Source organism: Streptomyces zingiberis, from assembly GCF_012034935.1.
GTDB classification, from domain to species: Bacteria; Actinomycetota; Actinomycetes; order Streptomycetales; family Streptomycetaceae; genus Streptomyces; species Streptomyces zingiberis.
This window is the reverse complement of the sequence record NZ_JAATEN010000003.1, coordinates 1-23,088: the sequence shown is the minus strand read 5'-3', so window position 1 is coordinate 23,088 and position 23,088 is coordinate 1. Positions and strand designations below refer to the sequence as shown.

Annotated in this window: 16 protein-coding genes and 2 pseudogenes; 12 read left to right on the top strand and 6 right to left on the bottom strand. The window is 75.7% G+C overall.

Going from position 1 to position 23,088, the window contains the following annotated elements:
• Positions 1-335: 335 nt before the first annotated feature.
• Positions 336-833, bottom strand: a pseudogene (locus HCK00_RS04375) (GNAT family N-acetyltransferase); the annotation flags it as partial.
• Between the two features lie 108 nt (positions 834-941).
• Between HCK00_RS04375 and HCK00_RS04370 the strand changes: the two are divergent.
• Positions 942-1,748 (top strand): exodeoxyribonuclease III, encoded by an 807-nt coding sequence (locus HCK00_RS04370; RefSeq protein WP_168100426.1) that lies wholly within the window; start codon positions 942-944, stop codon positions 1,746-1,748.
• On the opposite strand, the gene HCK00_RS04365 is transcribed toward HCK00_RS04370, so the two are convergent.
• A complete protein-coding gene (locus HCK00_RS04365; RefSeq protein WP_375781912.1) occupies positions 1,723-2,889 on the bottom strand; it encodes a MerR family transcriptional regulator in 1,167 nt (388 codons plus the stop codon). The two genes, HCK00_RS04370 and HCK00_RS04365, sit on opposite strands and share 26 nt — an antisense overlap.
• A 446-nt stretch (positions 2,890-3,335) precedes the next feature.
• Between HCK00_RS04365 and HCK00_RS04360 the strand changes: the two genes are divergently transcribed.
• The 5 genes from HCK00_RS04360 (at position 3,336) to HCK00_RS04340 (ending at position 10,798) form a co-directional block, all read left to right on the top strand.
• Entirely contained in the window at positions 3,336-4,931 is a 1,596-nt protein-coding gene (locus HCK00_RS04360; RefSeq protein WP_168100425.1) for a flavin-containing monooxygenase, read from the top strand.
• Entirely contained in the window at positions 4,928-5,941 is a 1,014-nt protein-coding gene (locus HCK00_RS04355; RefSeq protein WP_168100424.1) for an alpha/beta fold hydrolase, read from the top strand. Before HCK00_RS04360 ends, HCK00_RS04355 begins: the two co-directional genes overlap by 4 nt.
• The gene (locus HCK00_RS04350; RefSeq protein ID WP_168100423.1) at positions 5,938-6,849 is read left to right on the top strand and encodes an SDR family oxidoreductase; all 912 of its coding nucleotides are present in this window, start codon (positions 5,938-5,940) and stop codon (positions 6,847-6,849) included. Before HCK00_RS04355 ends, HCK00_RS04350 begins: the two co-directional genes overlap by 4 nt.
• A 587-nt stretch (positions 6,850-7,436) precedes the next feature.
• Positions 7,437-8,069: a TetR/AcrR family transcriptional regulator gene (locus HCK00_RS04345; protein ID WP_168100422.1), complete on the top strand. Its 633-nt coding sequence runs from the start codon at positions 7,437-7,439 to the stop codon at positions 8,067-8,069.
• A gap of 317 nt (positions 8,070-8,386) precedes the next feature.
• A complete protein-coding gene (locus HCK00_RS04340) occupies positions 8,387-10,798 on the top strand; it encodes an MMPL family transporter (protein ID WP_168100421.1) in 2,412 nt (803 codons plus the stop codon).
• A gap of 97 nt (positions 10,799-10,895) precedes the next feature.
• Here the strand turns inward: HCK00_RS04340 and HCK00_RS04335 are convergent, their stop codons facing one another.
• Positions 10,896-11,192, bottom strand: coding sequence for a GntR family transcriptional regulator (locus HCK00_RS04335; protein ID WP_240965257.1), 297 nt, complete (start codon positions 11,190-11,192; stop codon positions 10,896-10,898).
• 159 nt (positions 11,193-11,351) lie between these two features.
• On the opposite strand from HCK00_RS04335, the gene HCK00_RS04330 reads away from it, so the two are divergent.
• Both HCK00_RS04330 and HCK00_RS04325 read left to right on the top strand, forming a co-directional pair.
• The gene (locus HCK00_RS04330) at positions 11,352-11,705 is read left to right on the top strand and encodes a hypothetical protein (RefSeq protein ID WP_168100420.1); all 354 of its coding nucleotides are present in this window, start codon (positions 11,352-11,354) and stop codon (positions 11,703-11,705) included.
• Positions 11,705-12,079: a hypothetical protein gene (locus HCK00_RS04325; RefSeq protein ID WP_240965256.1), complete on the top strand. Its 375-nt coding sequence runs from the start codon at positions 11,705-11,707 to the stop codon at positions 12,077-12,079. The genes HCK00_RS04330 and HCK00_RS04325 overlap by 1 nt, the downstream gene beginning before the upstream one ends.
• Positions 12,080-12,236: 157 nt before the next feature.
• Here HCK00_RS04325 and HCK00_RS04320 read toward each other — a convergent pair whose 3' ends face one another.
• Positions 12,237-13,523 (bottom strand): DUF6357 family protein, encoded by a 1,287-nt coding sequence (locus HCK00_RS04320; RefSeq protein ID WP_168100419.1) that lies wholly within the window; start codon positions 13,521-13,523, stop codon positions 12,237-12,239.
• Between the two features lie 325 nt (positions 13,524-13,848).
• On the opposite strand from HCK00_RS04320, the pseudogene HCK00_RS04315 reads away from it, so the two are divergent.
• Positions 13,849-14,049: pseudogene (locus HCK00_RS04315) on the top strand (SDR family NAD(P)-dependent oxidoreductase); the annotation flags it as partial.
• A 256-nt stretch (positions 14,050-14,305) separates the two neighbouring features.
• Complete coding sequence (locus tag HCK00_RS04310) at positions 14,306-15,520, top strand: serine hydrolase domain-containing protein (RefSeq protein WP_168100418.1); 1,215 nt, start codon at positions 14,306-14,308, stop codon at positions 15,518-15,520.
• A gap of 518 nt (positions 15,521-16,038) precedes the next feature.
• Here the strand turns inward: HCK00_RS04310 and HCK00_RS04305 are convergent.
• Complete coding sequence (locus HCK00_RS04305) at positions 16,039-17,676, bottom strand: penicillin-binding transpeptidase domain-containing protein (protein ID WP_168100417.1); 1,638 nt, start codon at positions 17,674-17,676, stop codon at positions 16,039-16,041.
• Positions 17,677-17,765: 89 nt separating this feature from the next.
• Positions 17,766-19,769, bottom strand: coding sequence for a dolichyl-phosphate-mannose--protein mannosyltransferase (locus HCK00_RS04300; protein ID WP_375781911.1), 2,004 nt, complete (start codon positions 19,767-19,769; stop codon positions 17,766-17,768).
• A gap of 149 nt (positions 19,770-19,918) precedes the next feature.
• Between HCK00_RS04300 and rsmI the strand changes: the two genes are divergently transcribed.
• Together rsmI and HCK00_RS04290 are read left to right on the top strand one after the other, a co-directional pair.
• On the top strand, positions 19,919-20,812 hold the full coding sequence (gene rsmI, locus HCK00_RS04295) for a 16S rRNA (cytidine(1402)-2'-O)-methyltransferase (protein ID WP_168100416.1): 894 nt from the start codon (positions 19,919-19,921) through the stop codon (positions 20,810-20,812).
• 453 nt (positions 20,813-21,265) lie between these two features.
• Positions 21,266-22,093 (top strand): TatD family hydrolase, encoded by an 828-nt coding sequence (locus HCK00_RS04290; RefSeq protein WP_375781910.1) that lies wholly within the window; start codon positions 21,266-21,268, stop codon positions 22,091-22,093.
• Positions 22,094-23,088: the final 995 nt, after the last annotated feature.

The window sequence follows — 23,088 nt, the reverse complement described above, 5'->3', positions numbered from 1 at the left end:
CTGCCGGGGCATCCGGGTAGGTCCGCCCGGGTGTCCGCCCCGTGGCTGGGAGTACATCGCGCGGGCCCGGCGGGCGGGGCACCGCGGGCGCCGGGGGTTTCCCGGCGCGCCTGCCCGGTCCCGCTCCCGCCCCGCCCGGCTCTCCTGGCCCCCTGGCCCCCTGGCCATGGTCTCGGTGACACCGGCCGGGCGCTCGGCTACGCGGAGGGCTGGGCCGTCCGCGCGGTGCCGGCGGGGTCCGCGTCGGCCGGTCCCGGCGCGGAGTGGGGCGACGGCGCCGCTCCCGGCTCCCGGGCCGGGCCCGCCGGCTCCAGGACTGCCGTCTCCGGGACAGCCGCTTCCGGGCCTGCCGGGGCCGGAGCGAGGGGCTTGGCGAAGCAGCGGCTCTCCGTCTCGAAGCGGTAGAGGCCGAACTTGGCTGCCGGTTCGTAGCCGCAGGAGAGGTAGAGGCCGATCGCCTCCGGCTGCTTGGTGCCGGTCTCCAGCACCATGCGGACCCGTCCCGCCGCCCGGGCGCTGTCCTCCAGCGCGGCGAGCACGAGCCGGGCGATGCCCCGGCCGCGCGCCTCGGGGACCACGTACATCCGCTTGATCTCGGCGTCGCCGTCCGCGTACCCCTCGTCGTTCCGGTCCTGCGCGCGCCAGGCGCCGGTGGCCACCGGGGTGCCGTCCTCGTCGTGGACCAGCAGGTAGAGGCCGTTCGGCGGGTCGAACTGGGCCGGGTCCATCTCGGTGAGGTCCGGCTGGCCGTAACGCTCGGTGTACTCGAGCTGCACCCGGTCGTTCAGCTTCCGGGCGTCGGGGTGGTCGTGGCGGACGGTACGCAGCTGCATAGGCGTAATCGTACGGATTGCCACCTGCCGGCGGAGGCGCCGGGGCGGCCCGGGGCGCCGGTGGGGGCGGGCGGGGGCGGCCGTCCGGGGGCCGGGTAGGGTGCGCCGGTGCTCACTGTGACCTCCGTGAATGTCAACGGTCTCCGCGCCGCCGCCAAGAAGGGCTACGTGGAGTGGCTCGCCGGGACCGCCGCCGATGTGGTCTGCCTCCAGGAGGTGCGGGCCGAGCCGGGGCAGCTCCCGGAGGCCGTCCGCGCCCCCGAGGGGTGGCACGCCGTCCACGCGCCCGCCGCCGCCAAGGGCCGGGCCGGGGTCTCCGTGCTGTCCCGCCGGGTGCCGGACGCCGTCCGGATCGGCTTCGGGTGCGCGGAGTTCGAGGACAGCGGCCGGTACGCGGAGATCGACCTGCCGGGCCTCACCGTGGCCAGCCTCTACCTGCCCTCCGGCGAGGTGGGCACCGAGCGGCAGGCCGAGAAGGAGCGGTTCATGGCGGCGTTCCTGCCCTATCTCACCGGGCTGCGCGAGCGCGCCGCCGCCGGCGGCCGGGAGGTGCTCGTCTGCGGCGACTGGAACATCGCGCACCGCGAGGCCGATCTGAAGAACTGGCGCGCGAACCGCAAGAAGGCGGGCTTCCTCCCGGAGGAGCGGGACTGGCTCGGCCGGGTCTACGCCGAGGCGGGCTACGCGGATGTGGTGCGCGAACTCCACCCGGAGCAGGACGGCCCCTACTCGTGGTGGTCCTACCGGGGACGGGCGTTCGACAACGACAGCGGCTGGCGCATCGACCTGCACGTGGCCTCACGCGGACTGGCCGGGCGGGCCGTCAAGGCCGAGGTCGAGCGGGCGCCGAGCCATGAACTGCGCTGGTCGGACCATGCGCCCGTGACGGTCAGCTACGACCTGGCGGCGGGCTGACGCCTTCGGCCGGCGGTGGCTCGCGTGTCCCGCCGCCGTGCTCGCCGCGCCGGCCGTCCAGCGCCGCGGAGATACGGCGTTCCATCGCCATGGCGAGTTCCGCGTCCATGACGACCTCGGCGATGGGTCGCAGCCGCTCCACCGCCTCGCGTATCCGGCCGAGTTCGGCGGGGCTCAGCGGTTGCTCGCCGTCCCGGTGGTCGAGGAGGCCGCCGAGGACGTGGGTGCGGAGAAGACCGGTGATGACCTCGGCGAGGGCGTCGGCGTGCACCCGCACCCGGCGGGCGGCGGCGAGGACGGCGGCCAGCGGCACCCCCTCGTCCACGAGGGCGCCCGACGCCTCCAGCAGCCTGCGGCTGACGTGCACCACGGCGTCCCCGTCCAGGGCGACATAGCCGAGGTCCAGGCTGGCCTGGAGGTTCTCGGTGGTGACCTGGCCCTCGAAGTGGTCGGCCAGTTCCTCGGGGGAGAGCCGTACCGGGGTCTCCTCGGACCAGCGGACCTCCGAGGAGCCCGGCAGGCCGAGCAGTTCGCCGACGCCGCGCCCGCTCTCGAAGGCGCCGATCAGATCGGCGATGCCGTGGAGGGTGTGGCCGCGGTCGAGGAGGGCGGCGATGGTGCGCAGCCGGGCCAGGTGGTGCTCGTTGTACCAGGCGATCCGCCCCTCGCGGCGCGGCGGCGGCAGGAGCTTGCGCTCGCGGTAGAAGCGCAGGGTGCGGACGGGGAGACCGGCCTCCGCGGCCAGGTCCTCCACGCGGTACTCGCGGAGAGCGGAGGCCCCGGCGCCGGCGCTCGGCGGTCCGCCGGGTTCACCGGCGGGTCGGCCCGCCGCCTCGCCGTCCGGCGCGGAGCCGCCCGGTTCACCGGCCGGCCCGCCGATCGGGGTGGCGCCCCTCTCATCGGCCGGCCCGTCGGCCGCCCGGCCGGTGGCGTCACCGCTGCCCGTCTCCGGCACGTCCGTCACATCTGCCGCGCCTGCCGTATCCGTCGCGGGCGTCACGTGGGGCGACTCGGCCGGGGTGGCCGCGCCCGACCCGCTCGCGGGGTGCGCGGCCGTGCGGGGCGCGTCGCCGCGTACCGCCGCGCGTGCGGCGCCGGTCGTCCGGGCTGGTGCGGGGTTCTCCCGTTCGTCGTTCGCCACACCGGCAGCCTAGTGCTGTGACCGGGAAGGTTCAGCGGGTCGCGGCACCCGGCGCGGAACTCCCCCGGCCTCCGGCACGGACCGGCACGGCACGGCGCGGACCGGGCCATCACGGCGCTTGTGGTGCCGCTCAGTCCGGGGACACCCCGCGCCGGCCCCGGGGGCCCCGGCAGGTCTGCCCGGCCCCGTGCCCGGCCGGTCCCGGTCCCGTGCCCATGTCCGGGACCGCCGGGGACTGCCGACCGGGCGCCCGTCGGCCCGGAGAGGAGGTGCAACCGGCGGTAACTTCTTTGGGCCGACCCCCTACCCACCGGTACGTTCCTGCTCTACTCTCCCAACCATGCCAGTAATCGCTGGCGCAATGGTTCCGTGAAGGACCCGTGGCCGTACGGCGGGTGCCGGTGTCGCGGAGCCGTACGGCTGAACGGCGGTTCGGGAGGCGGGAGATGGCCGAGCGGGAACAGGGGCACCGGCGGCGGCACAGGCACGTGAGGGTGGCGGTGATCGGCTCCGGGTTCGGTGGCCTGGGCGCCGCCGTCCGGCTGCGCCGCGCGGGGATCACGGACTTCGCCGTGCTGGAGCGGGCCGACGCGATCGGCGGCACCTGGCGCGACAACGACTACCCCGGCTGTGCCTGCGACGTCCCGTCCCACCTGTACTCCTTCTCCTTCGCGCCCAACGCCGACTGGCCGCGCGCCTTCTCCGGCCAGCCGTACATCCGCGCGTATCTGGAGCGGGTCACCGACACCTTCGGCCTGCGTCCGCACCTCCGCTTCGACAGCGAGGTGCGCGGCGCCCGCTGGAACACCGAGCGGCTCCACTGGGAGCTGGAGACGGCGAGCGGCCCGCTCACCGCCGATGTGGTGATCTCCGCGACCGGGCCGCTCTCCGAGCCCCGGATCCCGGACGTTCCCGGACTCGGCACCTTCCCCGGCAAGGTCTTCCACTCCGCGCGCTGGGACCACTCCTACGACCTGCGCGGCAAGCGCGTCGCGGTGGTCGGCACCGGCGCCTCCGCGATCCAGATCGTCCCCGAACTCCAGCCCGAGGTGGAGCGGCTCACCCTCTTCCAGCGCACGCCGCCGTGGGTGATGCCGCGGGTGGACCGGCCGATCGGCGCCCTCGAACGACGGCTGCACGGCGCGCTGCCGGTCACGGCGGGTCTGCGCCGGCTGCTGCTGTGGGGCGTCCGGGAATTGCAGGTGCAGGCGTTCACCAAGCGGCCCCAGATGCTGGGCGCGGTGGAGAAGCTGGCCGCGCGCCACCTGCGCAAGGCCGTCGCGGATTCCGGGCTGCGGGCGAAGCTCACCCCGGACTACCGGATCGGCTGCAAGCGGATCCTGCTGTCCAACACCTACTACCCGGCGCTCGCCCGGCCCAACGTGGACGTGGTGGCCTCGGGCCTGGCCGAGGTGCGCGGCTCCACGCTCGTCGCCGCCGACGGCACCCGGACCGAGGCGGACGCCGTCGTCTTCGGCACCGGTTTCCACGTCACCGACATGCCCATCGCGGAGCGCGTCACCGGCGCGGACGGCCGCACGCTCGCGGAGACGTGGCGGGAGAGCGGGATGCGGGCGCTGCGCGGCGCCGCCGTGCCCGGCTTCCCCAACTTCCTCATGGTCATCGGGCCCAACACCGGGCTGGGGAACAGCTCGATGATCCTCATGATCGAGTCCCAGCTCAACTACGCCATCGACCACCTGCGCCGGCTCGACCGGCTCGGCGGCCCCGGCACCGTGGCCCTGGACGCCCGTGAGGACGCCACCGGCGCCTGGAACGACCGGGTGCAGGAGCGGATGCTCCGCACCGTGTGGAACACCGGCGGCTGCACGAGCTGGTACCTCGACGCCGCGGGCCGCAACACCACCGTCTGGCCCGGCACCACCGGCGAGTTCCGCCGGGCCACCCGGCGGCTCGACCCCGCCGAGTACACCGTCGTCCGCGCACCCGCCACTACCGGCCCCGTGCCCGCGAACGCCGCCGCCCGGGCGGGCGGGCCCGCGCCCTCCGCCCCCCGACCCACCGGGGAGTCCTCCGCATGAGCCGCGTCCCACCGGCGCCCGGCGGGCGGTACGCGCCGCTCGCCCCCGTCCGCGAACTGACCGTGACCTCCGCCGACGGCTCCCGCCTCCACACCGAGGTGTACGGCCCGGCGGACGCGCCGGCCGTCGTCCTCGTCCATGGCTGGACCTGCTCGATCGCCTTCTGGGCCGCCGTCGCCCGTGACCTCGCCGCCGACCACCGGGTGATCGCCTACGACCAGCGCGGCCACGGCCGCAGTCCCGCCCCCGGCCCCGGCGGCTGCTCGACCACCGCCCTCGCCGAGGATCTCGAAGCGGTGCTCGGCGCCACCCTCGCGCCCGGTGAACGCGCCGTCCTCGCGGGGCACTCCATGGGCGGGATGACGGTGATGGCCGCGGCCGGCCGCCCCGTTCTCGCCGAGCGCGCCGCCGCCGCGCTGCTCTGCAACACCGGCAGTTCCCGGCTGCTCGCGGAGTCCACCGTGCTGCCGCTGCGGGCCGGCCGGGTCCGCACCGCGATCCAGCGGGCCCTGCTGGGCTCCGCCGCCCCGCTCGGCCCCGTCAACCGGATCTCCCGCAGGCTCCTCCGTCACGTGACCATGGGGCCCGGCGCCACCCGCGAGCAGATCGACGTCTGCGCGGGCATCGTCCACGCCTGCCCGCGCCGGGTCCGCTCCCGCTGGGCGGCCGACGTGCTCGCCGTGCTCGACCTGGACGCCGGCCTCGCCGGGCTGACGGTCCCCACGGCCGTCCTCACCGGGAGCGCCGACCGGCTCACGCCGCCCGCCCTCTCCCACCGCGTCGTGGCCGCCCTGCCGCACTCCACGGGCCTGGTCACCCTCGACGGTGTGGGCCACATGGCGCCCGTCGAGGCGCCGGAGAAGGTGAGCGGGGCCGTGCGCGGCCTGGTCCGGGACCACCTCGCGGGGGAACGGGCGGCCGGCGGCCGCGCGCCGGCCGGTGGCGCGACGGCGGAACGAAACGTACCGGCACCGGCCGGGGAGCGAGTGATCAGGGAGGAGTCCGCATGAGCGTCCGGACGGACGGAGGCCGGCAGAGCAGGGTCGCGGGGCGGGTCGCCGTCGTCACCGGCGCGGCGCGCGGCGTCGGGGAGCTGATGGCGCGGCGGCTGGCGGCCCGCGGCGCGCGGGTCGCGCTGCTCGGCCTGGAGCCGGACCGGCTCCGGGAGGTCGCGGCCGACATCGGCGGCGACACCGCCCACTGGACGGTGGACGTCACCGACGCCGAGGCGATGGAGCGGGTGGCCGGGGAGGTGCGGGACCGGTTCGGCCAGGTGGACATCGTCGTCGCCAACGCGGGTGTGGCGACGGGCGGGCCGTTCACCGACTCCGACACCGCCGCCTGGAACCGCGTCCTCCAGGTGAACCTGATGGGCAGCGCGACCACCGCGCGGGCCTTCCTGCCCGCGCTGCTGGACAGCCGCGGCTATCTGCTCCAGGTCGCCTCGCTCGCCGCGATCACCCCGTCCCCGATGATGTCGGCGTACTGCGCGTCGAAGTCCGGGGTGGAGGCGTTCGCCCACTGCCTGCGCGCCGAGGTGGGGTACAAGGGCGTCGGGGTCGGCGTCGCCTATCTGAGCTGGACCGACACCGACATGGTGCGCGGCGCCGACGAGAACGAGGTCATGCGGGACCTGCGGGCCGGGCTGCCCTGGCCGGCGAACCGCACCTACCCGCTCGCCCCCGCCGTCGAACGGCTGGTGGACGGCGTCGAGCGCCGCTCCTCCCACGTGTACGGCCAGTGGTGGCTGCGCGGTATGCAGGCGGTGCGCGGCGTCCTGCCGAGCGTGATCGGGCTCGCCGGGCAGCGCGAGATGCGGCGCGCAGAGCCCCGGCTGGCGGCGTCGGGCCCGCCCCGGGGGCTCGTCGGCGCGGGCGGCGCGGCGGACGAGGCGGCCCGGCGGGAGAGCACGGGGTGACCCTTCGGGGCCCGGGGCCCGGGGCGCACGGGATGACCGCGTGCTGAGCGCGTGCTGACATGAGGTCACGCGGTGACGCGTGAGGACGGCGCGCGTGGAGGGACGGCGCGCACGGACGGAGGGGCCGCCGGGCTTCCGGCCTCCTCGGTGAGAGGCGCACCGCCGGATCCGGCGGTGCGCCTCCGCGCGTCGCGGAGCCGCGCGGCGGCATGGGCACGTCCGGAGCCGCGGGCGCACGCCGTTGGTGGGGGCTGGACGCCGGGGAAGGCGCGCGGGCAGGCCGGTGGGCTGACGTGTGGGCTGTCACGGCCCGGGGCCGCGTCGGGGCGGCGGCTCGGGGAAAGCGGTTCGGGGACGTGCCCGGGACCGGGCCACGGGACGGCCGGTGACACTCGCGCGCGTGCCGCGCACCGGGTTCGCGTCGGGCTGTGACGGGGCGCACACCCGCCGGACAGCGAAACGGGAACGTTTCGCTGCGGGCCGGAGTTAGAGTCTGCGGTACGAAACCGTTTCGTACGCGTGCCGCGCCGTGACGGCGGGGTGGGCGCGCGGAGGAACGGAGACCCGGCAGGCAGGGAGGAGTCGTCATGGTGGAGAAGGCCGCGTCGTCCGCGTGCCGCAGTCTGCTGGACTGTGCCCCGGGGGCGGCCCGCCGCAGCCGGCTCACCCCCGAGCGGGCGGCGGAGCTGTACGAGGCCGTCCTCGGCCTGCTGCGCGAGGTCGGTTACGAGGCGCTGACCATGGACGCGGTGGCCCAGCGCACCCGGTCCAGCAAGGCCACGCTCTACCGCCAGTGGAAGGGCAAACCGGAGCTGGTCGTCTCCGCGCTGCGCCACGGGGTGCCGCCCGAGCTGGCCGACGTGGACACCGGCACGCTCCGCGGCGACATGCGGGAGATCACCCGGCGCTTCGACGACGTCAAGCTGTGCCACGAGGCCGAGCTGCTGGCCGCCCTCGGTCACGCCATCCACCGGAACGCCGATCTCCACCAGGCGCTGCGTGAACTGCTGATCGAGCCTGAGATGCGCGCCATCGACCAGGTGCTCCAGCGTGCCGTGGACCGGGGGGAACTGGACGCGGACGCCCCCGCCCGGCGGTATGTGCCGCACCTGCTGATCGGCGCCGTCGTCACGACCTTCCTGATCGACGGCGTGTATGCCGACTCCCGTTCCCTGACCGACTATCTGGACTCCGTGGTTCTGCCGGTCCTGGGCGTCTGAGGGATGCCCGTGCCTTCCCGCCTCCGAAAGTCGCCGTCGCCGTCGTCGTCGCCGCCGTCGCCGTCCGGCGTGCCGCGTGTGCGGCGATGCGCCACCGGCGTGCGCCCGGCCTGATCCGGCCGCCGTCACCCGCCGTCCGTCGCCGTTCGAAACCCACCCCTATTCGTCCCTCCCGTCCCCACCTGTGCCCGTCCGCCCCGGGCGCCGGCCCCCGGACGCCATCCGGGCAGGTCACCGAAGTGCTGTCCGCGACCTCACCCGGTCGTGGCACGCACCGAGATCCGAGACCCGACACCCGAAACGGGAGCATCCTTCCAGTGGCCACCTTCCTCTACCGCATCGGCCGATTCGCCTTCCGGCGGCGCGGGCTGACCGCCCTGATATGGGCGGTGCTGCTGGCCGGCGTGGGCTTCGCCGCGGCGTCCGCGCCCGCCCCCGCCGGCAACTCCTTCTCGATCCCCGGCACGGAGGCGCAGCGCGCCTTCGACGTCATGGAGGAACGTTTCCCCGGAAGCGCCGCGGACGGCGCCACGGCCCGCGTCGTCTTCCGCGCGCCGGACGGTGAGAAGATCACCGACCCGGCGAACCGGGACGCGGTCCGCGCGGTCGTCACCGAGCTGCGCTCCGGCGAACAGGTCGCCGACGCCCCCGACCCCTTCAAGACCAAGGCCGTCAGCAGGGACGGCACCACCGCCTACAGCCAGGTCGGTTACGACGTGACCGGCTTCGAGCTGACCGAGGAGTCCCGCCAAGAACTGCTGGACGCCGCCGAGGCGGGCCGTGACAGCGGACTGACCGTCGAGACCGGGGGTGACGCCCTCCAGGCCATCCCCTCGACCGGCACGGGCGAGGTCGTCGGCGTCGCCGTATCCGCGATCGTGCTGCTGATCACCTTCGGCTCGCTGATCGCGGCGGGGATGCCGCTGGTCACCGCGTTGATCGGGGTCGGCGTCGGGGTGGGGACCATCACCGCCCTCGGCAGCGTGCTGGACCTCTCCTCCACCACCTCGATCCTCGCCACGATGATCGGCCTGGCGGTCGGCATCGACTACGCCCTCTTCATCGTCTCCCGCCACCGCGCCGAACTCGCCGAGGGCCGCGAACCCGAGGACGCGGCGGGGCGGGCCGTGGGCACGGCCGGATCCGCCGTGGTCTTCGCCGGGCTCACCGTGGTCATCGCCCTGGCCGGCCTCTCCGTCGTCAACATCCCGATGCTGACCACGATGGGGCTCGCCGCGGCCGGCACGGTCGTCGTCGCCGTCCTCGTGGCGCTCACCCTCATCCCCGCGCTGCTGGGCTTCGCCGGGCGGCGGGTGCTGGGGCGCAAGGCGCGCAAGGGCGGCAAGGCCGGCAAGGGTGCGGCCGAGGGCGCCGGGGCCGCGGCCGTCACGTCCGGGGAGCCCGCCGGGGCGGCCGCCGGGCACGCCCCGGAGCGGGACAAGCCGAACCTGGGCACCCGCTGGGCCCGCGCCGTCCTGCGCCGGCCGGTCGTGGCGCTCCTCGCCGGTGTCCTCGGTCTCGGCGTCCTCGCCCTCCCGGCCGCGGACCTGAGCCTCGGCCTGCCGGACGACGGCAGCCAGCCCACCAGCACCACCCAGCGCAAGGCGTACGACCTGCTCGCCGACTCCTTCGGCCCCGGGTTCAACGGACCGCTGGTCGGCGTCGTGGACGCGGAGGGCAGCGACGACCCGCAGGCCGCCGCCAAGCGCGTCACCGACCGGGTCGCCGAACTGGACGGGGTCGCCACCGTCACCCCGGCACAGTTCAACAAGGCGGGCGACACGGCCCTGTTCACCGTGATCCCGGCAACGGCGCCGACGAGCGCCGAGACCGAGGACCTGGTCGCCGACATCCGCGCCGAGGCCACGGACCTCGCGGACGCCACCGGCGCCCAGACCCTCGTCACCGGCTCCACCGCCATGAACATCGACGTCTCGCAGAAGCTCGACGACGCCCTGCTGCCCTATCTGGCCCTCGTCGTCGGCCTCGCGTTCGTGCTGCTGACGGTGGTGTTCCGCTCGCTGCTCGTCCCGCTCAAGGCGGCGCTCGGCTTCCTGCTCTCCGTGGTCGCGGCGCTCGGCGCCGTGGTGGCGGTCTTCCAGTGGGGCTGGCTGGGCGGTCTGTTCGGGGTCGAGGAGACCGGCCCCGTGATGAGCATGATGCCGATCTTCCTGGTGGGGGTCGTGTTCGGGCTGGCCATGGACTACGAGGTCTTCCTGGTCACGCGGATGCGCGAGGCGTACGTCCACGGGGAGAGCCCGCGGGAGGCCGTCGTCACCGGCTTCCGGCACGGCGCGCGGGTGGTCACGGCCGCCGCGATCATCATGATCAGCGTCTTCGCGGGCTTCATCGGCTCCTCCGACTCCATGGTCAAGATGATCGGCTTCGGCCTCGCGATCGCCGTGCTGTTCGACGCCTTCGTGGTGCGGATGACCCTCGTCCCGGCCGTGCTCGGGCTGCTCTCCAAGGCGGCCTGGTGGCTGCCGCGCGGCCTGGACCGGATCCTCCCGGACGTCGACGTGGAGGGCGAGAAACTCCACCGCGCGCTGGCCGGAAGCGGAACGGACGGAGCCGGTGAGAACGGCGGCTCCGCCGGCACGGCCAACGGGACCGGCACGGCGGACGGCGACGGCCCCGCCGGCGGGACCACGGCGGGTGGGATCGCGGGAGACGCGCCCACCGGCCCCCGAACCGGCGAGCCGGTCTCCGGGGCGGACCGGGTCCGCTGACGCCACGGGCCGGGCGGACCGCCGGTGCACGGCGGTCCGCCCGGCCCGGACGCGCGAAGGCTCCCCGCGGCAGATGCAGAACGGAGGGGCGGGACCGTCAGCCGGCGGTCCCGCCCTCTTCCGTGGACGCGGTGGGCGGCTGTTCGACGACGAAGGACCCCTTGCCGCGCACGGTCACGATGAGCCCGCGTTCCCGGAGTTCCTGCGCCGCCCGCCGTGCGGTGAGCCGAGCCACGCCGTATTCGTCGGCGAGATGGTTCTCGGAGGGGATCGGCCTGTCGGGTGCCAGCTCACCCGACTCGATCTTCTTCCCGATCACGTCGGCCAGCTGAACGTAGAGCGGTCGTGCGCTCATCGCGTCCAGGGTGGGTTTCGACTCCGCTCCATCGCTCATATGTCCACGGTATGCATGCCCTGAGCTACACGAACGAGTGGTTCCCTCTGTACTTGTATACAGAGGTCTGTAGACGGGCGTACGTTCGTGAACACGAAGACCCGGCGAGGTGAGCAGGGGCCTCCCGGGGCACGGCCAACGCTGCACAGGAGCGCCGACATGCCCGACCTCGTCCGCCGCCTCGCCCACCGGCTGGGCGCCCTCCTCGGTCCCGGTACGGGAACCCACCGGGCGGGTGGCCCTCGCCACGCGCGTCCCGCCCACGTCCCGGCCCGGGCCGCCGATGCCGTCCGCCTTCCGCTGCCCCGCTCCCCGTACGGCCGGTACCGTCCCCTCGACGGTGCCGGCTCCCGGCTCGTCCGCCCCTATCGCGTCGCCCACGAACAGGAACAGGTGCGGCGCAGGCAGGAACGGGCGCGCCGGGGCCGTTGCCGGGTCACGTTCGTCCTCGCCGCCGATCCGGGTTCCGGCCTCGGCCGGCACCTCACCGGCGCGGGGAAGGTGGCCGCGTGATGGAGTCGGCACGCTCGCTCCGGCTGCTGCCCTGGTCCTCGCCGGACGGCAAGCCCTGCTTCCTCGCCGCGGCGGACGGCGGAGGGTACGTCTCGCGGCGCGCCGACGAGGTGGAGGCCCGGCAGCTCGCGGACGGCCTGGACGTCCTCCTCCGCGCCCGGCGGGTGCTGGAGGACCCGATGTCGCCGCAGGCCGAGGTGCGGTACGCCGCCATCCGCCTCACCGAGTGCCTGGCCGACGTCCTGCGCGTCGCGGACTCCCGCGGACGGCGCCTGCCTTCACCTGCCGGCGCCGCATCCGCTGCCGCCACCGCCGCCGTAGCCATCGAGGACGGTGGCGGCCATGACGACGCCGGCCCGTCCGGAAGGGGATGAACGGGGCCGAACCCCCGGCGTCCTCGCGTGCCTTGTGTTCCACCGTTCCCTCGGTCACCGAAGGCCGGGAGGAGAGGGGCGGCCCGGGGGACAGGGCTCACCGGTGACGCGTCAGGTCCCCACGCCCCGCAGGACGATGATCCCCGATGAACGAGATTCACTTCCGCGACGGACCTCGGCGCGCCTCGCGCCGCCTTCGGCGCGCGCGTTCGAACTCGGCGGCATCCGGTATCCAGGGACCGTACGGTTCGAGTGCGGCGCAGCCGCCGCGGGCGAAGGCGCTCACCAGCTTCCGGTATCCGCCGAGCCCGTCGACCAGGCTGTACTCGACCCGGTACGCCGGATCCGATCCGCCCTCGCCCTCGCCTACCGTCGTGATCCGGGCGGCGGAGTCCGCGTAGAAGTGGAGCTGGATCCCCTCGCCCCTCTCCTCGTCCTCGATGGTGAACACCTCGTTGTCCGCGGCGGAGCGCTCGCCGACGAACTGCCAGAACTCCGCGGAGGCGCTGCGCGGGCCGTCCCGCAGCCACGTCCTCCGGGCGTCCTTGTCGTCGGTGAACAACAGGGCGGTCTTTCCCTCGCTCCCACCGCGGCCGGCGCGGTCGGCGGCGGCCTCCGCGTCGTCTTCTTCCGCCGGTGTGTTCCTGGAGCGGTCCGCGGTCTCCGAGCACATCAGGAAGCTCACCGAACGCACCGTGTCGTCGGCGAGTGCGGGGTGCGCGTGGCGGACGGCCGCGTCGACCGTCGCCGCCACCCGTTTCCAGTCGTGCTTGTCCGTGGCGCGGTTTCCGCGTCGCGGATCGAGGCCGATCCGCATCCCGGCGCAGGCCCGCTCCGCGGTGGCGATCACGCGCATCACCTCCGGCAGCAGCGTGGCGTCGACGGCGCCGGGCAGTCGCCGGGGAACCGTCCCGCCGTGCGCGTACTGGCCCGTGTACCGCAGGATCGCGGCGTCCAGCGGGCCGAGGACCACCCCGCGTTCGGCCCGGCGCCTGCGGGCGTGATGTTCCCGGGCACGCTTCTCGTCCGGTGTCCCGGTCGCCGATCGCATCGCCGCGCAGACCTCTCCGCGCTCGAGCAGATCGATGTCGGCGCCGTGGGCGATGAGCCGGCTCCTGTCCCACGGGATGCGCCGGAAGAGCGCGTCGACGTCCGCCGGCGAGGCGAGCAGGACCGGGTCCAGGAGCGCGGTGGCGGCATCCTCGTCGAGCGGGCCCCGGGTTCCGGCGGCGGCACAGAGCGGAAGGACCGCGCTCCACAGCAGCAGGTGCCTGGGCAGGTCCTCCCGGACCACCGCGAGGTGGGCCTCCCCGACGGGGAAGGTGAACGTGCGGGGGTCGTGGTTGGCGTCGGCCCCGGCGCCGAGCATCAGTCTCAGCTCGCCGTCCTCGCGGATCACGACCGGGATCCAGCCGCTGCCGCGGGTGAACACGATGTCTCTCATGGGCTCACGGCCTCTTCGGAACGGCCCCGGCCGGACCTGGTCGATACCGGAAGCGCGCCGGGAACGCCGGGAACGCCACGCAGGCCCCCTGCGGGTCGCGCACGGAGACCCGCCGGCCGTTGCCGTCACCGACGGCGAGGACGGGCTGCTCCGGTCCGGAGGCAGGGGGACGGGCCATGGGCGTCCTTCGTTCGTGTGCCGGCTCCGGCAGCCTAGTCCCACCGGCGCGGACGTGACCGCCGCCCGTCGCCGGCGAGCAGGGGCGTTCACCGGCATCCCGCGCCCGGACGGACTCACCCCGGCCCTTCCCGGCGGCCGGCCCGGCCTGCGGCCCCGGGGAGTCCGGGTGATCTCCCTCGACCCGCCCGACTTCGACAACCCTGACCCGCTCTCCGAGCAGTGGGACACCACACCCCGCAGGGCCGGGGACGCCCTCACCGCGCAGTCACCCGTGGAGTGCGTCCTCTTCGCGGTCGGCCGGCCCCGCGACTGCTTCATCAAGGCGTTCCCCTTCGAACAGGTCTGAGGATTCCCGGCACGCCCGCCCACGGCGTCCCCCCACCGCGGCCCGGCGGCTCACGGGGACCGGGCCGGGGGCGCGCGGACCGTTCCCCGCCCCGGCTCACCGGGGGAAGCCGCGAGCCGGCGGGGTGGCCCTGAGCGGCGAGCCCGGCCGATCTCCTCGCGCCCGGCCACGGGCGGTGCCGCCGCGCACCGCGCCCGGTGTGGGCGCCCCGGGCGGGACCCGCCGCCCGGGCGGGGCGGCATACCAGGCACTATGGATGCGCGGTGACGTAAACGGGCAACGGGAGCGCAGCACAGTGGTGGACGTCCACGGCACGGTGGCGGACGGCTTCGAGCCGGTCCGGGAGGCCTTCGTCCGCAACTTCCAGGAGCGCGGGGAGCGCGGCGCGGCCGTCGCCGTGCACCGCGACGGCGAGAAGGTGGTCGACCTCTGGGCCGGCACCTCCGGCCCGGACACCGACGAGCCGTGGACCGAGGGCACCGCCCAACTGGTCCGCTCCGTCACCAAGGGGATCGTGGCGGCCGTGCCGCTCCTGCTCCAGCAGCGCGGCCAGCTCGACCTCGACGCGCCGCTCTCCACCTACTGGCCCGAGGCCAAGGCCGCCGGCAAGGAGCGCCTGCTGGTGCGGCAGGTGCTCAGCCACCGGGCCGGGCTGCCCGCGCTGGACACCCCGCTGACCCCCGCCGAGGCGCTGGACGGGGTCTCCGCGCCACGCGCGCTGGCCGCCCAGACGCCGGCCTGGGAGCCGGGGACGGCCCACGGCTACCACGCCATGACCTACGGCTGGCTCCTGGCCGAACTCGTGCTGCGCGCCACCGGCCGCACCGTCGGCCGCTGGATCGCCGAGGAGATCGCCGGCCCACTCGGGCTCGAACTGTGGTTGGGGCTGCCGGCGGCGGAGCGGCACCGGGTCGGCCGGATCGGCCCCGTCACCGCCCCGCCCCCGCCGGCCGCGGCGGGGCTGCGGGTCCGCGCCAAACCGTCCGTCACCGCCGCCTGGGAGGATCCGGGTTCGCTCACCCGGCGCGCGTTCGCCGCCGTCGCCCCGCCGCCGGCGGAGAACGCCCCGGACTACCAGGCGGCCGAGGTCCCCGCCTCCGGCGGGATCGCCACCGCCCGGGCGCTGTCCCGCTTCTACGCGGCGCTGATCGGCCCCGTCGCGGGCGGCCGGCGGCTGTTCGCGCCGGCCACCCTCACCCAGGCGCGGACGGAGGAGTCGGCCGGGCCGGACCGCGTCCTCGTCGTCAACACCCGCTTCGGGCCGGGCCACATGCTGCACGGGCCGTCCTGCCCGCTGCTCTCCCGCGGCTCCTTCGGCCACCCGGGGCGCGGCGGCTCGCTGGCCTTCGCCGACCCGGAGGCGGGCATCGGCTTCGGCTACGTCACCTGCGGCATGCAGCGCAACGTGACCGCCGACCCCCGCGCCCAGGCCCTCGTCCGCGCCCTGCGCTCCTGCCCGGCCGGGGACTGACCGGCCGGCAACTGACCGGCCGGCAACTGACCGGCGGGCGGCTGACCGGCCCCACCGGCCCGTCGGGACGTGCCGCCGGTGCGGCCAACGGCCGATCCGGCGGACGTCCGGACGGCGGGACAGTGCGCGGCGGGGCCGTCGACGGAACGCGGAGGAGAGGACCGGCCCGGGGCGACTCCGGTGCCGACACGGTTGCGGCCGGGAGGCTGAACCCCGGGACACCGAACTCCGGGACCACGGACGCCCGGTGATGCTCTCCGGCAACACGGTGTGCCGTGCCACGGGCCGAGTCGCAGGGGGTACGGCTTCCGGTGGATACGTGACCGCCCGTCACGTATCGGGAGCCGCCGGAGTGGGCGCTGCCGCTCTCGTCGCACGCGCCGGCGGTCCGGCCCGGCCCTCGCCGCGCCGGCCGCCGGGCGCGTCACGCGCCGGGAAACGCCGCGGGCGGTCCGGGAGGTGGCACGAAAGTGCCGCACCCGGACCGCCCGCGGTGAACGAACGGCGCTCCGCGCCCGTCAGCCCCCGGCGCGCAGGATGTCGGCGACGATCGGACCGGCCGTCTTGCCGCCGTGCCCCGCGGCCTGGGCGACGGCCGCCGCGGCCAGGTCGCCCCGGTAGGCGGTGAACCAGCCGTTGGGCTTCTTCTGCGAGTCCACCTCGGCCGAGCCGGTCTTGCCGCCGATGTCCCCGGAGAGCCCCGCCATGGCCTCGGCGGCCGTGCCGGAGGTCGCGGTGAGCTTCATCAGCCCGCGGAGCTCGTCGGCCACCGCGGGCGGCAGCGAGGACGGCGCCTTGGCGATCGCCCGGTCGTCCACGGACACCGGTACGAGCACGGGCTGGCGGAACACGCCCGCCTTCACCGTGGCCGAGACCGAGGCCATCGTCAGCGGGTTCATCCGCACCCCGCCCTGCCCGATGAGCGAGGCGGCCATGGGCGCGTCCCGCTGGGTGGGCACGGCGCCGTCGAAGGTGGCCACGCCCGTCTTCCAGTCGAGGCCCAGGCCGAAGAAGTCGCGGGAGACCTTGCCCAGGTCACTGCCGGACAGCTCCTTCGCCTGCGAGATGAAGGCGGTGTTGCAGGAGGCGGCGAAGGACTGCGCGAACGTCCCGCCGGCGATCTCGAACTTGTCGAGGTTCTGGAACTTCCAGCCGCCGTAGGAGGAGTACTTGGGGCACGGGTGCGCCTTCTGCGGCGACGCCAGCCCCTTGTCCAGCAGCATCGCCGAGGTGACGACCTTCATCGTGGAGCCCGGCGCCAGCGAGCCGCGCAGCGCCACGTTGAAGCCGTCGGCCGGGTTGTTGGCTACGGCGAGGATCTCACCGGTGCTGGGCCGCACCGCCACCGCGGCCGACCGGTCGCGCTTGGCGACGGCCTGCTCGGCGGCGGCCTGCAGACCGGCGTCGATCGTGGTCTTCAGCTCGCCCGGCTCGCCCTCGCTGAGCACCTTGAGCGTCTTGTCCGGCTGCTCGTCGCCCTTGTCGCGGCGGACGGCCACCTCCACGGCGGGCTTGCCGCCGGCCTTGTCGCCGTACCGCTCGCGCAGGCTGTCCAGGACCTCGGCGAGCGTGGGGTGCGCCTCCTTGGTCAGCTCCGCGCCGTCCCGGTCCAGGGCCTTGATCGGGGGCGCCTCGGAGTCGCCGGTGACGAGGGTGTCGCCCTTCCCCAGCTCCGGGTGGAGGACGGAGGGCTTCCAGCGGACGACGGCCTTGCCGGTCTTCTCGTCCCGGACGACCGTCAGGGAGGACTCGTACGCGAGTGAGGTCCGCTGCTTCTCGTAAGTGATCTCCGCGGTGGCGGTGAACGGGATCTTCGCGCCGGAGGCGGCGGCCGGCTCCAGGGTGACCTTGGTCACGTGGGCCTCGTCGCGGTAGCCGGTGAGGGCGGCGCGGGCGGCCTTCGGGTCGTCGGTGAGCGCCGCGGCCTTCCCCGGCTCGCCGGCGGCCCAGGCGGTGAGGAATCCCTCGGAGGTCTCCTGGATCTCCTCGGCGTCCGGCGGGCCCGTCCGCACCTCCGGGCTCTCGGGTGCGGTCCGCGCCGTGCCGCCGTTCCCGGCCGGCCCGTCGTCCGACGTCAGGGCGTGGACGCCGAAACCCGCCCCCACCACCGCCGCGAACACGCCACCGGCCACGGCGGCTTTCGCGCCACTACGCATCGGAGAAACCCCCACAGATCTCGGGTACTTGGAAGCTCGACCCCCGGTGTCAAGCGCAGTGCGGCGCACTCTACGGCATGGCCGCGGCCTCACACCCAGGTGTCCAGCCACATGCGGTCCTGCCAGGACTCCAGCGGAATCGCCTGCCCGGTGAAGAGGGGGAAGAAGTACACGAAGTTCCAGATGATCAGCAGGACGAGCACCCCGGCGCCCACCGCCCCGAACACCCGGCGCCGTTCCGGGGCGCCCGGCGGCCCGAGCAGCGCGCCGATCATCATCGCCACCGCGAGACAGAGGAACGGGGCGAACACCACGGCGTAGAAGAGGAAGATGGTCCGCTCCTGGTAGAGGAACCAGGGCAGCCAGCCGGCGGCCACCCCGCACAGCACGGCGCCCGCGCGCCAGTCGCGGCGGAAGAACCACCGGTAGAGCAGGTACAGCACCGCGAAGCACGCCGCCCACCACAGCATCGGCGTGCCCAGGGCGAGCACCTCCCGGGCGCACTTGTCCACGGTGTCCGCCGGGCAGCCGTCCTCGCCCGGCTTCGGCGACTCGTAGAAGTACGACACCGGGCGCCCCAGCACCAGCCAGGACCACGGATTCGACTGGTAGGGGTGTGGATCGACCAGGTTGACGTGGAAGCGGTACGCCTCCGCGTGGTAGTGCCACAGGCTGCGCAGCGCCTCCGGCACCCACGTCAGGTCCACCTGGGGCAGCGGGATCCGCACCCCGGCCAGGGACACGGCATCCGGCGAGAGGCCCCGGCGGCCCTCCGCCCAGTCGCGGAAGTAGCCGCCGCTCGTGGCGAACCAGCCCGCCCAGGAGGCGATGTAGGTGACCACGGCGACGGGGACGAGGGAGAGGAACGCCGGGCCCGCGTCCCGCCGCAGCATCGACCGGTACGGGCGCCGCGCTCCCGCGGTGCGGCGCGCCCCGGCGTACCACAGGACGGTCAGCACGCCGAACGCCGCCAGCACGTACAGCCCGTTCCACTTGGTGGCGCAGGCCAGCCCGAGGAAGAGACCCGCGGCGAGCCGCCAGGGGCGGGCGCCGAGCCGCAGCCGGTCCCCGACGGCGGGGTCGGGCCGGGCGGGATCCGGGTGTGCCGGGCCGGGGCCGCCGGACCGGCCGTCCGCCGCCGTCCCGGCGTCCGCGGGCTCCGTGCGGGAGAGGGGTGCCCTGGCCGTGCCGCCGGCCGGGCCGGCGGCCGTGGCGGCGCCGGTGCCGGCGTCCCCGGACCTGCCCGCGCCCTCGCCGGTGGCCGCGCGGGCGTCGAGCGCGTCGGCGAACCGGGCGCGCGCGGAGTCCCGGTCGATCAGCAGCGCGCCGAAGGCGGCCAGCACCCAGAACATCACCACCAGGTCGAGCAGCGCCGTCCGGCTCATCACGAAGTGCAGCCCGTCCACGGCGAGCAGCAGCCCCGCCAGGCAGCCCAGCGCGGTGGAGCGGAACAGGCGGCGGCCGATGCGGCAGAGCATCAGCACGGACAGGGTGCCGAGCACCGCCGTCGCGAACCGCCAGCCCAGCGGGGTGAGGCCGAAGACCGCCTCGCCCCAGGCGATCGTCCACTTCCCGACCGGCGGGTGGACGACGTAGCTGGCGTCGGGGCTGAGGGGGACGCGCTGCGGGTCGGCCAGGATCGCGGCGTTGGCCTTCTCCGCCCAGGTGCCCTCGTAGCCGTACCGCAGCAGCGACCAGGCGTCCTTCGCGTAGTACGTCTCGTCGAATATCACCGCCTCCGGGCTGCCGAGCTGCCAGAAGCGGAGCAGCCCCGCGAAGAGGGCGACGAGCAGCGGCGCGCCCCACGCGGACCAGCGCACCAGTTTCTCGGCGGTGTACGGATCCACGCCGAGGACGGTCCACACCCGGGTGCCCGCGGAGCGGAACGGCGGGACCAGCCGCTCGCGCAGCGGGACGCGGAGGTGCTCCGCCGGCCCGCGGTAGCCGTAGCGGCGCAGCCGGAGCTGCCAGGGCGTGCAGGCGGCGGTCCCGGTGGATCCGGCGGGCCCGGCCGCACCGTCGGGCGGCGCCGCGGAGGGCCGCTCGCCGAGCGCGGGCTCGTCGCGGGAGCCGGTGGCGGTGTCACTGGTCACCGCGCCATCGTAGGGAACGGCGGCGGAGGTCCGGCGCCGGACGGGCGGAGGGCCCCCACCCGCCGCCCGTCCGCCGCGGCGGGGCGCGGGGCGGCCGCCCGGGCCCAGGGGCGGCCGGGACGGCGCGCGGGAGCTGCGAGGATGGCCCGGTGACTGGAACGCTCGTACTGGCAGGGACACCCATCGGCGCGGTGGCGGACGCCCCGCCGCGGCTGGCGGAGGAGCTGGAGGCGGCCGACGTGGTCGCGGCCGAGGACACCCGCCGGCTGCGGCGGCTCACCCAGGCGCTCCAGGTGCGGACCCGCGGGCGCATCGTGTCGTACTTCGAGGGCAACGAGGCGGCCCGTACCCCGGAACTGGTGGCGGAGCTGGTGGGCGGCGCACGGGTGCTGCTCGTCACCGACGCCGGGATGCCCTCGGTGTCCGACCCCGGCTACCGGCTGGTGGCGGCGGCCGTGGAGCAGGGCATCCGGGTCACCGCCGTGCCCGGGCCGTCCGCCGTCCTCACGGCGCTGGCGCTCTCCGGGCTGCCGGTGGACCGTTTCTGCTTCGAGGGGTTCCCGCCCCGCAAGGCGGGCGAACGCCTGGGCCGGCTGCGGGAGGCCGCCGGGGAGCGGCGCACCCTCGTCTACTTCGAGTCCCCGCACCGGCTGGCCGGGACGCTCGCCGCGATGGCCGAGGTCTTCGGCGCCGACCGGCGCGCCGCCGTCTGCCGGGAGCTGACCAAGACCTACGAGGAGGTACGGCGCGGCCCGCTCGCCGAACTGGCGTCCTGGGCGGCCGAAGGGGTGCGCGGCGAGATCACCGTCGTCGTGGCGGGCGCCCCCGAACGCGGCCCGGCGGAGCTGGACGCGGGCGAGCTGGCCCGCCGGGTGCGGGTCCGGGAGGAGGCCGGCGAACGGCGCAAGGAGGCGATCGCGGCGGTCGCCACCGAGGCCGGGGTGCCCAAGCGCGAGGTGTTCGACGCGGTGGTGGCCGCCAAGACGGCCGCCGGCTCGGGGGAGACGACGGCCGGGGGTACGGAGCCGGAGCCCGGGCGGTAGCCGGCTCCCGGCCGGGCCGCCCCGGCGCGGAGCGCGGATCGTAGACTCGCCGCCATGGCGGCAGCGACGACAGCGAACGGGACCCCGGGGGACGACGGCGAGGGCGGTCGCGGGACCGGGAGCGGGACCGGAACCCGGAGCGCCGGCCGGCCCGTGGCGCCGGGCGAGCCCGGGGGAGTGGTGAGCGCGGGAGTGGCGAGCGCCGGGGCGTCCGGTGCCGTCGGCGCGTCCCCGGGGAGCGGTGCGGGGGGCGGGCCCACCGGGCGGGGCGGGTCCGGCGATGCCGGGCGGCCCGGTCCGGCCCCTGGAGGCGCCGGGGCCGGGAAACCCGCGAAGGCCGCGAAGGCCGGGAAGCCCGCCGGGGCCGGGAAAGCCGGTGAAGCCGGCGGGACCGGCAAGGCTGCCCGTGAAGCCGGCAAGGACTCCCCGCCCCCGCCGCCCGAACCGCTGCGCGTGCCGGTCACCGACTCGCACACCCACCTCGACATGCAGTCCGGCACGGTCGAGGCGGCCCTGGCCGCGGCCGCCGCCGTGGGCGTCACCCGGGTCGTGCAGGTCGGCTGCGACCTCGCCGGTTCACGCTGGGCGGCCGAGACGGCGGCCGCGCACGAGAGCGTCTGGGCGACGGTGGCGCTCCACCCCAACGAGGCGCCGCGGATCGTCCTCGGCGACCCCGACGGCTGGTCCCGGCAGGGGGCCCGCGTGCCCGGCGGCGACGCCGCTCTCGACGCCGCGCTGGACGAGATCGACGCGCTCGCCGCCCTCCCCCAGGTGCGGGGCGTGGGCGAGACCGGCCTCGACCACTTCCGCACCGGCCCCGAGGGCAGGGCGGCCCAGGAGCGGTCCTTCCGCCGCCACATCGCCATCGCCAAGCGGCACGGCAAGACGCTCGTCATCCACGACCGCGACGCCCACGAGGACGTGCTGCGGGTGCTGGCCGACGAGGGGGCGCCCGAACGGGTCGTCTTCCACTGCTTCTCCGGGGACGCGGCCATGGCCAGGACCTGCGCGGAGAACGGCTATTTCCTCTCCTTCGCCGGCAACGTCACGTTCAAGAACGCGCAGCCCCTGCGCGACGCACTCGCCGTCGCGCCCCTGGATCTGCTGCTGGTCGAGACGGACGCGCCGTTCCTGACGCCGGTGCCGTACCGGGGGCGCCCGGGCGGGCCGTATCTCATCCCGCTGACGCTGCGGGCGATGGCGCAGGTCAAGGGCGTTCCGGAGGACACGATGGCGGAGGCCGTGGCCGCCAACACCGACCGGGCCTTCGGCGCCGGCTGACCGGACGCGCGGGGAACGAAGCGCGGGGGCCGGACGCGCGGGTGACCGGACGCACGGGGGGCCCGGACAGGTGGGGCCCGGACGTCTGGGGCTCCTGAGGCCGGACGGGGCCGGTTCCGCGCCCGTTCGCGGCCTCATGATCCTCACACCGGGTAGTCGTACAACTGTGCTGAGTGGTGACATCTCCGCTACAGTCCGCCTCCGAACGCCGGACAGTGGAGCGCCGTGAGCACCTACCAACGACCGACCCGGCCGCCGGGTGAACCAGCGGCCGCCCCGGCACCTCCGTGGAACGGCGCGCCACCCGCCCCGCCGCCCCCGGCCGCGCCCCCGCGGTCTCCGGTCTCCGCGGCGCTCCCGGCCCGCCCACCGGCCGCACCGAGCAGGCCGAGCACGCCGGCCGTGCCGGCCCCGCCGCCCGCGCCGCCCGCGCCGCCTCCGCCGTCCGGGCAGCCGCTCCCGTACCCTCCGCCGTACCTCGCGGCCGATGGCCCCCCGCCGTACGGCTTCCGGCCCCCGGAGCCTCCCGGGCCGGCGCCCGCGGCCCCGCGTCCCGGGCCCCCCGCCGGGCCGCCTCGTCCCTACGGGCCCGCCCCCGTCCTCCCACCGCGGGAGGGGGACACCCTGCCCGAGCAGCACGGCCCGTACACGCATCCCCCGTACGACCCCTCCAGTGCGCGGACCGAGCCCCGGGACATGGTGGCCGGCCCCGCCGCCCCGCCGCGCCCGTCCCGCGCGCCGGACCCGCACGCCACACCGAACCCGGACCCGCACGCCACACCGAACCCGGACCCGCACGCCACACCGAACCCGGACCCGCACGCCGCACCGAACCCGGACCCGCACGCCGCACCGAACCCGGGCCCGGGGGCCGCACCGAACCCGGGCCCGGGGGCCGCGCCGGGCGCGGAGGGCGGGCCCGGCCCGTACGCCGTCCGCAGTCCGTACGCCGTCCGCAGCCCCTATGCCGTCCGGAGTCCCTACGCCGTTCCCGG

What these genes read in the sequence shown, in the direction of transcription:
- HCK00_RS04360 (WP_168100425.1), top strand. Translation starts at nt 3,336, where the DNA reads ATGGCCGAGCGGGAACAGGGGCACCGGCGGCGGCACAGGCACGTGAGG.
- HCK00_RS04355 (WP_168100424.1), top strand. Translation starts at nt 4,928, where the DNA reads ATGAGCCGCGTCCCACCGGCGCCCGGCGGGCGGTACGCGCCGCTCGCC.
- HCK00_RS04350 (WP_168100423.1), top strand. Translation starts at nt 5,938, where the DNA reads ATGAGCGTCCGGACGGACGGAGGCCGGCAGAGCAGGGTCGCGGGGCGG.
- HCK00_RS04345 (WP_168100422.1), top strand. Translation starts at nt 7,437, where the DNA reads ATGGTGGAGAAGGCCGCGTCGTCCGCGTGCCGCAGTCTGCTGGACTGT.
- HCK00_RS04335 (WP_240965257.1), bottom strand. Translation starts at nt 11,192, where the DNA reads ATGAGCGATGGAGCGGAGTCGAAACCCACCCTGGACGCGATGAGCGCA.
- HCK00_RS04330 (WP_168100420.1), top strand. Translation starts at nt 11,352, where the DNA reads ATGCCCGACCTCGTCCGCCGCCTCGCCCACCGGCTGGGCGCCCTCCTC.
- HCK00_RS04325 (WP_240965256.1), top strand. Translation starts at nt 11,705, where the DNA reads ATGGAGTCGGCACGCTCGCTCCGGCTGCTGCCCTGGTCCTCGCCGGAC.
- HCK00_RS04320 (WP_168100419.1), bottom strand. Translation starts at nt 13,523, where the DNA reads ATGAGAGACATCGTGTTCACCCGCGGCAGCGGCTGGATCCCGGTCGTG.
- HCK00_RS04310 (WP_168100418.1), top strand. Translation starts at nt 14,306, where the DNA reads ATGCGCGGTGACGTAAACGGGCAACGGGAGCGCAGCACAGTGGTGGAC.
- HCK00_RS04305 (WP_168100417.1), bottom strand. Translation starts at nt 17,676, where the DNA reads ATGCGTAGTGGCGCGAAAGCCGCCGTGGCCGGTGGCGTGTTCGCGGCG.